Origin of the sequence: Natrialba sp. INN-245 (assembly GCF_009807105.1) — an archaeon.
Classification (GTDB): Archaea; Halobacteriota; Halobacteria; order Halobacteriales; family Natrialbaceae; genus Natrarchaeobius; species Natrarchaeobius swarupiae.
On sequence record NZ_WUBV01000061.1, the window covers coordinates 685 to 12888 of the forward strand.

At 63.4% G+C, this 12204-nt stretch carries 13 protein-coding genes; 7 read left to right on the top strand and 6 right to left on the bottom strand.

Annotation, left to right across the window (positions count from 1 at the left end; translation table 11 throughout):
* Window positions 1-378 precede the first annotated feature (378 nt).
* The 3 genes from GRS80_RS15965 to GRS80_RS15975 all read right to left on the bottom strand — a co-directional run bounded on the left by GRS80_RS15965 (window position 379) and on the right by GRS80_RS15975 (window position 2501).
* Window positions 379-783 (bottom strand): universal stress protein, encoded by a 405-nt coding sequence (locus GRS80_RS15965; RefSeq protein WP_160048431.1) that lies wholly within the window; start codon window positions 781-783, stop codon window positions 379-381.
* Window positions 784-976: 193 nt separating this feature from the next.
* The gene (locus GRS80_RS15970; protein ID WP_160048432.1) at window positions 977-1402 is read right to left on the bottom strand and encodes a universal stress protein; all 426 of its coding nucleotides are present in this window, start codon (window positions 1400-1402) and stop codon (window positions 977-979) included.
* 190 nt (window positions 1403-1592) lie between these two features.
* Window positions 1593-2501, bottom strand: coding sequence for a universal stress protein (locus GRS80_RS15975; RefSeq protein ID WP_160048433.1), 909 nt, complete (start codon window positions 2499-2501; stop codon window positions 1593-1595).
* 350 nt (window positions 2502-2851) lie between these two features.
* Between GRS80_RS15975 and GRS80_RS15980 the strand changes: the two genes are divergently transcribed.
* The 3 genes from GRS80_RS15980 (at window position 2852) to GRS80_RS15990 (ending at window position 6808) form a co-directional block, all read left to right on the top strand.
* A complete protein-coding gene (locus tag GRS80_RS15980) occupies window positions 2852-4429 on the top strand; it encodes an AarF/UbiB family protein (RefSeq protein WP_160048434.1) in 1578 nt (525 codons plus the stop codon).
* A 63-nt stretch (window positions 4430-4492) separates the two neighbouring features.
* Entirely contained in the window at window positions 4493-5605 is a 1113-nt protein-coding gene (locus GRS80_RS15985; protein WP_160048435.1) for a transposase, read from the top strand.
* A 303-nt stretch (window positions 5606-5908) separates the two neighbouring features.
* On the top strand, window positions 5909-6808 hold the full coding sequence (locus tag GRS80_RS15990) for a universal stress protein (RefSeq protein WP_160048436.1): 900 nt from the start codon (window positions 5909-5911) through the stop codon (window positions 6806-6808).
* A gap of 116 nt (window positions 6809-6924) precedes the next feature.
* Here GRS80_RS15990 and GRS80_RS15995 read toward each other — a convergent pair whose 3' ends face one another.
* Together GRS80_RS15995 and GRS80_RS16000 are read right to left on the bottom strand one after the other, a co-directional pair.
* Window positions 6925-8313 (bottom strand): TIGR00341 family protein, encoded by a 1389-nt coding sequence (locus tag GRS80_RS15995; RefSeq protein WP_343161607.1) that lies wholly within the window; start codon window positions 8311-8313, stop codon window positions 6925-6927.
* 148 nt (window positions 8314-8461) lie between these two features.
* Window positions 8462-9331, bottom strand: coding sequence for a universal stress protein (locus GRS80_RS16000; RefSeq protein WP_160048437.1), 870 nt, complete (start codon window positions 9329-9331; stop codon window positions 8462-8464).
* A gap of 218 nt (window positions 9332-9549) precedes the next feature.
* Here GRS80_RS16000 and GRS80_RS16005 point away from each other — a divergent pair, with 218 nt between their 5' ends.
* From GRS80_RS16005 to GRS80_RS16020, 4 genes are all read left to right on the top strand, one after another.
* The gene (locus tag GRS80_RS16005; protein ID WP_343161608.1) at window positions 9550-10008 is read left to right on the top strand and encodes a universal stress protein; all 459 of its coding nucleotides are present in this window, start codon (window positions 9550-9552) and stop codon (window positions 10006-10008) included.
* Window positions 10009-10140: 132 nt separating this feature from the next.
* Window positions 10141-10344 (top strand): hypothetical protein, encoded by a 204-nt coding sequence (locus tag GRS80_RS16010; RefSeq protein ID WP_160048439.1) that lies wholly within the window; start codon window positions 10141-10143, stop codon window positions 10342-10344.
* Between the two features lie 57 nt (window positions 10345-10401).
* A complete protein-coding gene (locus GRS80_RS16015) occupies window positions 10402-10992 on the top strand; it encodes a carboxymuconolactone decarboxylase family protein (RefSeq protein ID WP_160048440.1) in 591 nt (196 codons plus the stop codon).
* Between the two features lie 162 nt (window positions 10993-11154).
* Complete coding sequence (locus tag GRS80_RS16020) at window positions 11155-11607, top strand: universal stress protein (RefSeq protein WP_160048441.1); 453 nt, start codon at window positions 11155-11157, stop codon at window positions 11605-11607.
* A 138-nt stretch (window positions 11608-11745) separates the two neighbouring features.
* Here GRS80_RS16020 and GRS80_RS16025 read toward each other — a convergent pair whose 3' ends face one another.
* Entirely contained in the window at window positions 11746-12150 is a 405-nt protein-coding gene (locus GRS80_RS16025) for a hypothetical protein (protein WP_160048442.1), read from the bottom strand.
* Between the last annotated feature and the right edge of the window lie 54 nt (window positions 12151-12204).

The window sequence follows — 12204 nt, forward strand, 5'->3', positions numbered from 1 at the left end:
AGAAACGATGTCGCTAGTCCTAACATCACGCTATGAGACCCATTCTGCCCCACCGCCACTTCCGGAGGGAACTATCTGAAGATCGGTCGCTCTGCTGCGGCCGTCACCGTTGGGGACGGCCGCGAGTTCACGACCGACGTCTCATACGGGTTACTGTCAATCGGTACCGCCGAAACCGCGACCAGTTTGGGGTTTCAGCGGTACAACGGTACAGCGATCCGTATCACCGACTTCTCTCCGACAGTAGAGTTCCCTCGTCGGCTCGGGTTCCAACGGCTCGCGATCCGGACCTTACGAAATTACGTGGGAAAACGCCGACAGTGCGGACCACAGTATCGAGATCTGGAACGAGGACGGCGAGGTCATCGACGACTACTATCAGGCCGTAAGCACCGGCCGGTCGACGTCTCTGACGACGCGTTCGGCGACGCTTCCGATCTGATCTCCCGAAGTGCGGCCGCGATGTCCGAGCACGAGGAGATCGGCGTCGATCGATTCGGCGTAGTCACCGATCGCTTTCGGTGGATGACCGCGACGCAGTTCGGTCGTGACGTCGGCGTCTGCCCGTGACCGGACGTCCGTCAGTAACCCGGTCGCGTACTCACGCAGGTCGTCGACGACGTCGGCGGAATCAGCGAGCATCGAGTCGCCGTATCGCCGCGTATCGACGACGGCGATCGCGTGAAGTTCGGCGTCGAACGTCGAGGCCAGATCGAGCGCCTGCTCGAGTGCTCGATCTGCGGCTTCACTGCCATCGGTGGCGACGAGGATCCGTTCGTACATGTACGGGGAGTGGTCCACGGACGGACACTAATACCTTTCATACGGACTGCGATGTGTCTGTCCCGACCGACCGCAGAACGGTTGGCGGTCGACCGGCAATCAGTCACAACGACCCGCATCGTACGAACCGCTGGACGACAGTTTCACCACCGGTTCGACGGGCGAGGGAGAACGGACCGCATCGTGGCCTCTGTCAGCGGACGACGACGACCGGGATCGGGGATCTCCGAACGACGTTCTCGGCGACGCTTCCGAGCAACAGCCGCGAAACGCCCTCTCGGCCGTGGCTGCCGACGACGATCGCGTCTGAGGCGTGGTCGTCGGCGTACTCGACGAGACACTGGTCCGGTTTTCCCGAAACGACGTCCGTGTCGATCGAACGATCGTATTCGGCCGCGACGGCGGTCGCGCCGTCGAGGACGTCCTCTGCGTGCTCGAGCGCCCGGTCGCTGACGGGGAGGTCGACCGACGGACCGTCGAACACCCCTAACTGTCCCTCCGGAACCTGGATAACGTATACTGCTGTGACGTCCGCATCCGGAAAGTTCTCGAAGGCGAATCCGAGGGCGGCGTCAGCGAGCGGTGTGCCGTCGTATCCGACGAGTATTCGGTCACTCATGGCTGTAGCCGTCGTCTCGGAACCGACCGTTGCACCGCGAACGACTCGGGGCGATGTCCATAGACGGTTTTCACCGGCAGAATACGTATACTTCACCCCCGGTCGCGACGAGGGTCGTTCAGTCGTGACAGTCGTCTCGGACGGTCTCCAGTCCCACCGGTGGTCGTCACGTCCCGAGATTGCGTCGGCGTTACCCGATCGTCAACACTGGCCGACTCGACTGGTCGAGAACGCGGGCGGCCGTTCCGCCGAGAACGCGCCGACGGACGTCGTCTCGATCGTCGGCGCGTCCGCCGCGTCTCCCCATCGCGATCAGGTCCGCGTCGACGTCGTCCGTGTACGAGACGAGCTCGGCGGCCGGAACGCCGCGGCGGACGTCGGTTCTCACCTCGAGACCTCGGTCCTGGGCGTCGAATCGGACCGGTTCGATCACGTCGTGGGCGCCCTCGCGGAGGAGTTCCGAGAGTCGCTGGGAAACGGAGTCGAGTGCGAGTCTCGTCTCGTCGATCACGTGAACGACGTGGACGGTCGCTTCGACGGCCGCGGCGAACTCGAGTGCGTGGGTAGCAGACTCTCGAGCGAGGGCGCTTCCGTCGACGGGGACGACGATCCGCTCGGGCGTCCCGGACCCGGCGTCTGACCACGTCGGCCCGTCGGACGGAACGGCGAGGACTGGAATCGCAGCCTCGAGGAGAACGCGCTCTACGGTACTCCCGATTCGCGTCCGGTCTCTCCTCCCGGCTCTCCCGGTCGCGGCTGCCGTGGCTCCTCGCGTTCCCATCACGATCAGATCGATCCCGCGTTCGTCGACGACGTTGCCGATCTCGCGGTCGGGGACGCCGGTGCGTTGCTCCGAGACGACGTCCACCCCGTCGGCCTCTGCGCGATCGACGACCGCCGTGAGCGCCTCTCGCGACCGACGGTCGGCCTCCGCCTCGATCGTCTCGGCGTCGTCGAGCGGGAGGTCGTACTCGAGTGGCTCGCGAACGGACAGCGCGTGGACGGTCCCGACGACTGCCCGTGCGATTCCGACTGCCGGCTCGATCGCCGCTCGCGACTCGTCGCTCCCGTCGACTGGGACCAGAATCGTTGCGTACACGTCGCCCGGACGTACTGCGGTGACCGACAAAAAGCCATCTGTGGTCTGATTGGTGCTGACGACCGCTGTTATCGAGTGGGGTTCGGGAGGGACTCGAGACGTGCGGGGTCGGACCGGACTCGAGACGCGCGAGCCGTGTACTGACGTCTGGGAGCTACCCTGATCCGGTCGGGGTCGCGCTGGCACTGGCGTACAGCAAGACCCTGTCGGATCTCGAACCCACCAGGGAACGGCCAATTGTGGGCGGAAGTGACCACGACCGAAGTACTGAAGTCGTCACTCACGTGTTCCTAGCTGTCGGACATGATCGCGAAAACGAACGTGGGCGGGGACGATCAGTTTCGCGAGCGATGAACGACTACCGTCGGTACGTTCAGGTCGTCGTCAGTTTTCTGCCCGTCGCGTTCGCCCTCCTCAGGGACCGTCGACGCTACCTCCTGTTCGGCCCGTCGAGACGGACGAGCGAGGCCGTCGATCGCAGACGTGCCGAACGACTCCGGAAGACGATGCTCGAGCTGGGGCCGGCGTTCATCAAGGTTGGACAGGTCCTCTCGACGCGCCCCGACATAGTCCCACCGACGTACGCCGACGTCTTCGCGAAACTGCAAGACGAGGTTCCGGAAGAGGCCGGCGGCGAACCGTTCGCCGTTCTCGAGGAAGAACTCGGCGAGACGCTCGATCTCGAGACGGTAGAGCCGGTTGCGGGTGGCTCGCTCGCGTTCGTCTACACCGCCGCGTACGACGACGACCGTATCGCACTGAAGGTCCGCCGCCCGGGGCTCCGTGCGCTCGTCGAACGCGATCTGCGTGTCATTCGTCGGCTCCTGCCGATACTGCTGTTGTTCGTCGACGAGCGTCAGCGCTACTCCCTCGAGAACGCCGCGAACGATTTCGAGGAGATCATCGTGGACGAACTGGATCTCGAACGGGAAGCGACCATGATGGTCGAGATCGGAGAGAACTTCGCCGACGACGACCGGGTAGTCATCCCCGACGTTTACCCGGAACTCTGCTCGAAGCGCGTCGTCGCGATGGAGTACGTCGAAGGCCAGAAGATCACGGACGAGGAGGCGCTCAGCGACGTCGGGACGACGCCATCGGAGATGGCGACGTTGATCACGCGGATCTACCTGAAGATGGGGCTGGTCGACGGCGTCTTCCACGCGGACCCCCACCCTGGAAACCTCGCGGTGACATCGGAGGGCCGTCTCGTCATCTACGACTACGGGATGAGTCAACGGCTCACCGAGCAAGAACAGGAAGACATCGCCTCCCTGTATCGGACGCTCGTCCGGCGTGACGTCGACGGGCTGGTGAACGCACTCGTCGCACTCGAGGTGCTCGAGCCGACGGTGGACCGCGTCGCGGTTCGACAGGTCCTCGAGATGGTGATCGAAACGCTCCAGGGCCAGTCGGCGCTCACCTGGCGGACGATCATCACCGAACTGTTCGCGATGCTCCACGACTTCCCGTTTCGGATCCCCCCGAACGTCATGTTGCTCGTCAGGGTCGGCACCGTCGGCGAGGGCGTCTGCCGAAGCCTCGACCCGGAGTTCGACTTCCTCGAGGCGACCCAGTCGTTTCTCGTCGACCACGGCTTCGTCGAGAGCGAACTCGAGACGCTGTTCGAAGACGTCAGAACCGATCTTCGTCGATCGGCACCCGTCGTGGCGGGAATGCCGGCACGTCTCGACGCCGTGCTCGGACAGCTCGAACGCGGCGAACTGGTCGTCAGAACGGAGTCGACGGACCCCGTCCGTGCCGACGATTCGGGCCTCGGCTACGCCGTCCTCTCGAGTGCGTTCGTGATCTCGTCGGCGGTGGTGGTAACGTACGAGCCGCTTTACGCGGCGATCGGTGCGGCGTTCGCCCTCTGGTTTCTCGCCCTCTACGTTCGAAATCGACTGGGCAGGACGAAGACGAGTTGACATCCTCCCCGCCCTGAACAGTAGACGCCGAACCTAATTTGCGCCGTTGCTGGTAGGGCGGCTATGGTCGAGACGACCGAAGCAAAACAGGTCTGTCGCGCCGCTTCCACCGTCGTGTATCCAGCGCTCGATTTCGATATCAAACCCTGTGGGAGCTATACGAGAGAGGACTTCCTGAACGTCCTCTCTCGTGTCGCGTTCGAACAGGAGTTTGCCAATACCGCCGGGAAAACGTGCCAGCTCGATCGCGGCGAGCCCGTCGACGTCACATCGACGGCTCGCAACGGACTCGCTAAATCGCTCCTTTATCACCCTCGGAACATGGAGACGGACGCCATCGACGACCAGTTCGATGGCGTCCGCGACGATCTCTTCGGGATTCTCCGGAAACAACGGCTGTTACCCGAGTGTGTCGATGTTGCGACCGACCTCCACCAGTGGCGGTTTTACGGCGATGCAGACACTGACCACGTCCTGATTACCTATCCCGATCAGGGAACCAATCGAACGTACTGTTTTGCGACAATCTGTATCGTCGCACCAGGAACGCGGTTCACGCTCGACGTGCTGGCACTGGAGGCGAACGGCTTTCGCGAAAAGCGCGAAGCCGTTCGCTCGCTGCTTGAAACGGCACGAGAGTACGTCTCGATCAGACACATCTACCTCGACAGAGGGTTCTACCAGGTTCACGTTGTTGCGGAACTCGAACAACTCGGCGTCGATTACATCGTCCGTGCACGCCCGAGCAAAGGGATGAAAGCCGGTCTCAGCGCCGGCGCTGAGACGGTTGTCGACGACTATCTCATGCAAAGGAAGCGTGAGCCAACCGCCTCAGCTGCCGTAACTGTGTTTGCGGTCCCACATCGATCGAGCGAGGACGAGCACGTTTGGTTTGTCACGAATCTCGACGTTGAGCCTGAGGCGGCGAGAGCGTACGCGGCGGCGTTTCGCCGCCGCTGGGGAATTGAGACTTCTTACCGCCAGATCGGCGACTTTCTCCCGAGAACGTCATCGCCGACGTTCTCGGTGCGACTGTTCTACTTCCTGTTCGCGGTTTCGATGTACAATCTGTGGATCCTCGCAAATGTGCTTGTCTCAGCTGGTGCTGTCCCGGAGAAACCGCCAATCTCAACACGTGTCTTTAGAGAATTCGTCGATATGACCGATTACGGGTAGAGGGAGATCAGTCCGACCGAGATGATCGGTCAGAACGCCGTAACCGAGTGGCAACGCTCAGAAACGCCGCCGACAGCGGCGTTTCTTCGCTCCCTTCCTCGCTGTGTCGCAGAGATCGTTGGAAAGCTGCAATCCAAATCGGTTGATCAACCAGTTTCGTTCGGCTGTCCGCGTTGAATCGGCAACTACTGTAAACGGCGGGGTTTTGCACCTGTTCATCCCATAACCGGTCTCGAGGCCAGATCGCTCGGTCTCGAGCGTCGGCTTCGATCACGTCGACCGACTGATTCGTGGGGCGATTTGATGTGTGTCGACGTCGAACACGCTCGCATGTTCGCGACCCTGCTCGTTCCGACGGACGGCTCCGACGGGAGCGACGCCGCGATCGCCCACGCGATCGAGTACGGCCAGACCTACGGCGCGAAGATCCGTGCGCTCTACGTCGTCGAAACCGGGCTCGAGCCCTCCGATCTGACCGACGATCAGCGCGACGCACTCGAGGCACCCTCGGAAGGACGCGGTCGAGAGGCGACGATCGAGGTGACGAACCGGGCGGAATCCGCGGGTCTGGAGGCGGCTCGAGAAGTTCGCGAGGGCGTCCCCTACCGCGAGATCCTCTCGGCTGCCGTCGAGTCCGGTGACGATCTGATCGTGATGGGAACCCACGGCCGGCGGGGGGTCGACCGCGCGCGACTAGGGAGTACCACCGAACGGGTCCTCGCACTCGCGGACGTCCCGGTGCTCTCGGTTCGACTGGACGAAGACGCGTCGCCGGCAGTCGACGACGACTACGACCGGATCGTCGTTCCGACGGACGGCAGCGACGCTGCCGAACGGGCTGCGGAGACGGCCTTCGACGTTGCGGAGAGGTACGACGCCACCGTCTACACCGTCTACGTTCTCGATACGACGATATACGACTTAGAAGACGCTCCCCGGAGCACGATCGGCCCGCTCAGGGAGGGCGGAGAGAACGCGATCCAGTCGGTCGCGAGCATGGCCGAGGACCGTGGGCTCGAGACGAAAACCGCGGTTCAACGGGGCGTTCCGGCGGACGAACTGCTCGCGTACGCGTCGTCGGTCGATGCGGATCTGCTCGCGATGGGAACGCGGGGACAGGCCGTCGGCACCGGTGACCTGCTCGGAAGCACCACGGCCAGGGTCGTCAGGCGGTCGCCGGTGCCGGTATTGAGCGTCGGATAGCCGCCGCGGGCGCGCTTCGACAGGCCGGCTGTCCGCCGGACCTGGCCCGGTACGTCCGGACTCGCCGGGACGCGGATCCGGCTCCACATCGGCGCTCCACGTTCCGGCGATCCGCATCAGGGCTCGACGACCTGAACGTACTGCCGATCCAAGCGTTCGTTCCCTTCCTGTCCAGCCAACCACTCCCGATCGTCGGTCTCCTCCCAGTCGGCGGGGTATCGCTCGTCCGCGACGGCGTAACGAACTTCCACGATCGGCGGGTCATCGACGTCCGCTGCGACGGCCTCGAAGATCCGTTCACCGAGAGCCGGATCCGGCGCGAGTTCGTCGCTTCGGACCGTCACGACGACACGGTCGATCGACCGGAACGGGTAGTCGTCGTCGAGCATCACCTCGACGGATTCGGCCTCTAGGTGGTCGTATCGGGGTTCTGCGAGCACGGTTTCGACCTCCTCGTCCGCCGCCGACGCCACCTGCGTCGTCTGGAACTCGATCAACGTAATCGCGCCGAGGGGTGCCGCAAGCACCAGCAGTGCCACGGCGAACACCGCGAGGTAGGTCGCTGTCTGGCGACGCGTCGGAGACACCTCGAACAGCCCCTGCGGTCGGTATCCGGCCACCCAGAGCGTGACCAGCGCGGCGAGGTTGATCGACAGGACGTTGACGACGACGAGGACGAACGCGCCGAAAGCCGCACCCCACATCCCCCAGGCAGTCGTAATTCCGACGGCCGCAGCCGGTGGGATGAGCGCTGCCGCGATCATTACGCCGACGATCGCCTCCGAAAACCCCCGCGTGAGACTCAGAATGCCGGCGACGCCGGCACCGAGTGCGACGGCGAGCGAAAAGAGGTTCGGCGATACCCGTTCCTGGAGTTCGGCGACGACCACGATGTCGACGCCCCCCGGCTCGAACCCCGCGAGTCGGGCGAGCCACGCGAGTCCGATCGATGCGGCGACGACGACGGCGACGCCGACCAGCTGGTACCGGAACCCGGTCGACCGAAGCCCATCGTTACCGGTGACGATGCCGACACTCGCCGCGAGCGCCGGTCCGAGCAACGGCGCGATCACCATCGAGCCGACGACCACCGCCGGCGAGTCTGCGAGCAGTCCCGACGTCGCGACGACGGCGCTGATCAACAACATGACGACGTAGATCCTGAACGCGGGCGTGAGTTCGTCGGCTTTCGTCTCGAGTACCTGCCTCGAGGTCCGTTCACCCCTCGTTCCGCCGTGGCTGTGGCGTTCGCGCAACTCGTCGAACTCCTCGGAGACGACGGTCTCCGCGTCGATGACGACGACACGTGCGCCAGAGAGGTCCGCCTCCGAGAGTCGGTCGAGCACGCCCTCGACGGCCCGCGTCGGAAGCGGAAACCTGACTGCTGCGTCGTGTTCCTGGCGGCCGACCTCGTCGCTGACGATGTAATCGACGCCCTCCGCCTCGAGAACGTCGAGGACTGTCCGGCGCTGTCCGTCCGGAATCGTGATTTCGATGTACCGCACACCCCGTCGGACCACGGACAGACGGATAGAACTACGTCGTGACGGCCCCGTCTCGTCGCCACTCTCGATCTGTCTGAGTACTCGAGAGTTCTCTGTGGAACGGCTCGTCGACTGATTTCGAGAGCCCCAGCCGACAATCTCGAGACGGTCAGCGGAACAGCCGGCGGAGTCTGGACGGGACGGGGTCGTGGCGTTTCGCCAGGATAACCGTCCCGGCGGCGTGTCTCCCGACCGCTTCCGAAATCGTCCCGAGGAGCCGTCGCTGAATGAGGCCGCCTCGAGAGACGCCGAGGACCGTCAGGTCGTGATGGGGCGTCTGATCCGTAATCGTCCCGGCGACGTCGGTCGACTCGAGGACCGTTCGCTCGACCGAGTCGACGCCAGAGAACGAGTCGGCGGTATCCTCGAGTAGCGCCTGTGCCTCGTCTTCGGATAGCTCGAGGTCGTCGGGATCGACGACGTGAAGCAGGGTGACCGACGCATCGTTCCGTCGGGCGATCGCGCCGGCGGCTTCGGCGGCGTACCTGTCGTGTGGCCCGCCGGCAACGGGGACGAGGACCGAGTCGATCTCCGGCGTCGGCGTCTTGACCCGTTTGACGAGAACGTCACAGGGAGCCTTTCGGAGGATCGTATCGAGGTAACTTCCCAGAATCACCTCCTCCCGCGGTGGGCGACCACGCCAGCCCAGAAGAATCGCGTCGGCGGCGTACTCCTCTGCGCCACCGACGATGCCGGTCGCGACGTCGCGGGCGATTCGAATCCGGCTCTCGACCGGAATGCCGGCCGATTCGACGCGATCTGCGGCATCCGCCAGCAGTTGTTCGTTTTCGTCCTCGAGGAGATACCGACGCCCGTCCTGGAGCGACAGTTGTGGGGGGACCTCGAGAACGTAGAGGAGCACGATTCGGTACGAGCGATCGGTAGCGAGATCGATCGCCGTGTCCAGCTGTCGGGTTGCGGTCTCGGCGTTCGCGATCGGGACGAGTAGCGTCCCGTCCGCGGTCGTCGGATCGTCCATACGCTCGAGACGGCCCCCGGTCTGTTATCAGTTACTCTGACTCTCGAGTCGACGGGGACATCGACCACCCGAGTTGGTCCTGAGTGAGAACCGCGATAGCAAACGGTGTGTCGTACGGACTGGGATGAGCCGGTGCCTGTTGATCGAAAACGGCGGCCCGGGAACGAACGCCACATTATATGTTCTATGATCGAATAGAAAACCATGAGGGATTCACCGTGTACGATAGCGTTCTCATCCCAACGGATGGTAGTAAGGCGGCGACGGCAGCGGTCTACGAAGGAATCGAACTGGCGGCACAGAATCAGGCGACCGTCCACGCGCTGTACGTCGTCGAACCGATCCCACTCGGTGGGTTCACCAGTGGCCCGGCACCGGCGAGTTCGGAGTGGGACGACGTCGTAGACGAACAGCGGGCCGAAGGAGACGAAGCGGCGACCGACGTCGTAGAGGCGGCCGAGTCGTTCGATCTCGAGGTCGTCGAGGCCGTCGAGTACGGAAAACCAGCCGACGTGATCCTCGAGTACGCCGACGAACACGATATCGACGCGATCGTGATGGGAACTCACGGTCGATCCGGCGTGGACCGAGTCGTCATCGGGAGCGTCACCGAGACGGTCGTTCGTCGGAGTCAGGTTCCGGTCCTCGTCGTCAGGACCGACGGCGAGGGTGACTGATACGGGTTACTGCAACGATGTACCGCGCATCTGCCGCACGGGTCGCGGTTACGCCGGAAATGACAGTAAGTCGTATGAATTGGTAGCTACCAATCCGGTATGCTGTGACCGACTGTCGGTCGGTCATCTCTGATGGAGCCGTTGACGGGGACCGGTCCGGATTTCCGCCGGCCCGTCGCGACCACCGGGAGCGCCTCGAGGCGAACGCTGAACGGTGTGTACCGTGAGAACGCGGCGGCAGCAGCGACGAGCGCTGCGAGCCCCAAGCGTGAGGTGGCCACCCACCCCAAACGGCTTCGGATCGAACCACATGATGGAGAGGGACACTCACGTTGACGTTTTCAGCGCCCCGATATCTTTATATTATCCCCCAGTGAGGTGTGGGCTGTTACCATGTCACGGGTACCACTCATCGAGCCCGACAGCGTCGACGATCCAGCCATCGAAGAGATATTCGAGTGGGTCACCGAGATGGAAGGGACCGTACCCAACCACTTCTACTTGGAAATGAACTTCCCGGAGTATATGAAACACAAGCTCAGGTCGACGGCAGTGCTTTGGGAAGAAGGGGAGCTTTCGATGCCGGAGATTCAACACGTCGGTATCGCCGTCTCGAAGGCAAACGGCTGTGAGTACTGCACCGGCGCTTTCTGTACGATCCTCGATTACGGTCTCGAGGCGGAGACGAAATACGTACTGGAGTTCCTCGAAGCTGGCACGGACGTACTCGATGACGCCCGTCTCGAGGCTATCGTCGACTACGCGTTGATCGCAAACGAAGAGCCAACCGCCGTCACGGACGAGGATGTCGAGCGATTACGGGACGTCGGTCTCGGAGATAAAGGGATTGTCCAGTTGACGCATGTCGTCAGTGACTTCGCATCCTACAACCGGATCAACAGCGCACTAGACACCGACTACGACTACCAGGAGATGTGGCGCGAGGCTAACCTGACTGCGATGAATCCCGCCGCCGACGAGTAACAACCTCCGGTCGTTCCAACCAAGCCGATACCGGTACGGGACAGTGCCCTCCTTTATTTCTGAGGAGATATTGGGTACAATAATGGCCCTGTTCGACCCGTCGCTACGAAGAGATCGATTCCAGGCGTCCGCCTTTATACTCCGTGAGGGACAACGTCGGGTATGTACGATCGAATACTCGTGCCGACTGATGGGAGCGATCACGCCGACGCGGCGGCGGAGACCGCGATCGACCTCGCGGCCACGCTAAACGCGAGCGTCGACGTTCTCTGCGTCGTCGAAGTGGGGCCACTTGGTTCGATTTCGCTCCCTGGCGAACGCGGGAGTGCAGAAGAGATCCTCGGCGAGCGAGCACGGGGGTTCGTCGACGAGATCGCCGAGCGCGCTCGAGCGCGCGACGTGACGGTCGCAACCGAGGTCAGAGAGGGAATCCCGGTGCGCGAGATCCTCGAGTACGCCGGCGAGATCGACGCGGACGTCGTCGTCATGGGGTCGAGAGGGCGTGGCGGGATCGGCCGAATGATGTTAGGAAGCGTCACGGAGGGGGTCACCCGCCACAGCGAGCGAGACGTCCTCGTGGTCGGCGGCGAGGCTACTGCCCTGTCGGAGTCGTAGTCACCCACGGCGGCACGGTCTCTCCAAATCGTCGTCAGTTCTGCAACTCATACGGTCTGCTGTAGCGATCTACCGGCGAAACCGCAGATGGTCACGGTTTCGGCGGTACCGATCGACAGCAATCCGTATCAGGGTGGATCACGCACCGTCGGAGAGCGCGTTCGAGCGCCGGCCAAGTCCCCACCCGAGAAGGGCGAGGCCGACGAAGATCGCGATCGCCTGGACGACGTGTGCGGCAGGGACGGCCTCGGGTGTGAATCCCCAGGCGTCGAGACCGAGACTCGCCAGAAGCGAGAGCAACACGAGCGCGACGCCGACGTCCGCGGTTCGCATGCTCGGAAGCGGGCCCGGCGAGGTGCGAAGTCGCCCGATCAGGTAAAACACGAGTACGTACGGAATCCATCCGACGACGAGGTACCGCACCGCTCGAGCGGACTCGCCGGCGAGAACCTGGCGGGGGATCAGTCCCAGGTAGACGATCGCCGTCGCGACGACGGCCACGATCAGTAACAGGTACCCGCTGGCGCTGGGGCGCGTTGACATGACGTACGACTCGTGATCCGTTCTGATGGTCAATATATGGATGGGGTACGGATC

Bases quoted from the DNA above. Each gene is read 5' to 3' on its own strand.
- GRS80_RS16015 (WP_160048440.1), top strand. From the start codon at position 10,402: ATGTCACGGGTACCACTCATCGAGCCCGACAGCGTCGACGATCCAGCC.
- GRS80_RS16025 (WP_160048442.1), bottom strand. From the start codon at position 12,150: ATGTCAACGCGCCCCAGCGCCAGCGGGTACCTGTTACTGATCGTGGCC.
- GRS80_RS15970 (WP_160048432.1), bottom strand. From the start codon at position 1,402: ATGAGTGACCGAATACTCGTCGGATACGACGGCACACCGCTCGCTGAC.
- GRS80_RS15985 (WP_160048435.1), top strand. From the start codon at position 4,493: ATGGTCGAGACGACCGAAGCAAAACAGGTCTGTCGCGCCGCTTCCACC.
- GRS80_RS16010 (WP_160048439.1), top strand. From the start codon at position 10,141: ATGGAGCCGTTGACGGGGACCGGTCCGGATTTCCGCCGGCCCGTCGCG.
- GRS80_RS15980 (WP_160048434.1), top strand. From the start codon at position 2,852: ATGAACGACTACCGTCGGTACGTTCAGGTCGTCGTCAGTTTTCTGCCC.
- GRS80_RS15990 (WP_160048436.1), top strand. From the start codon at position 5,909: ATGTGTGTCGACGTCGAACACGCTCGCATGTTCGCGACCCTGCTCGTT.
- GRS80_RS16000 (WP_160048437.1), bottom strand. From the start codon at position 9,331: ATGGACGATCCGACGACCGCGGACGGGACGCTACTCGTCCCGATCGCG.
- GRS80_RS15965 (WP_160048431.1), bottom strand. From the start codon at position 783: ATGTACGAACGGATCCTCGTCGCCACCGATGGCAGTGAAGCCGCAGAT.
- GRS80_RS16020 (WP_160048441.1), top strand. From the start codon at position 11,155: ATGTACGATCGAATACTCGTGCCGACTGATGGGAGCGATCACGCCGAC.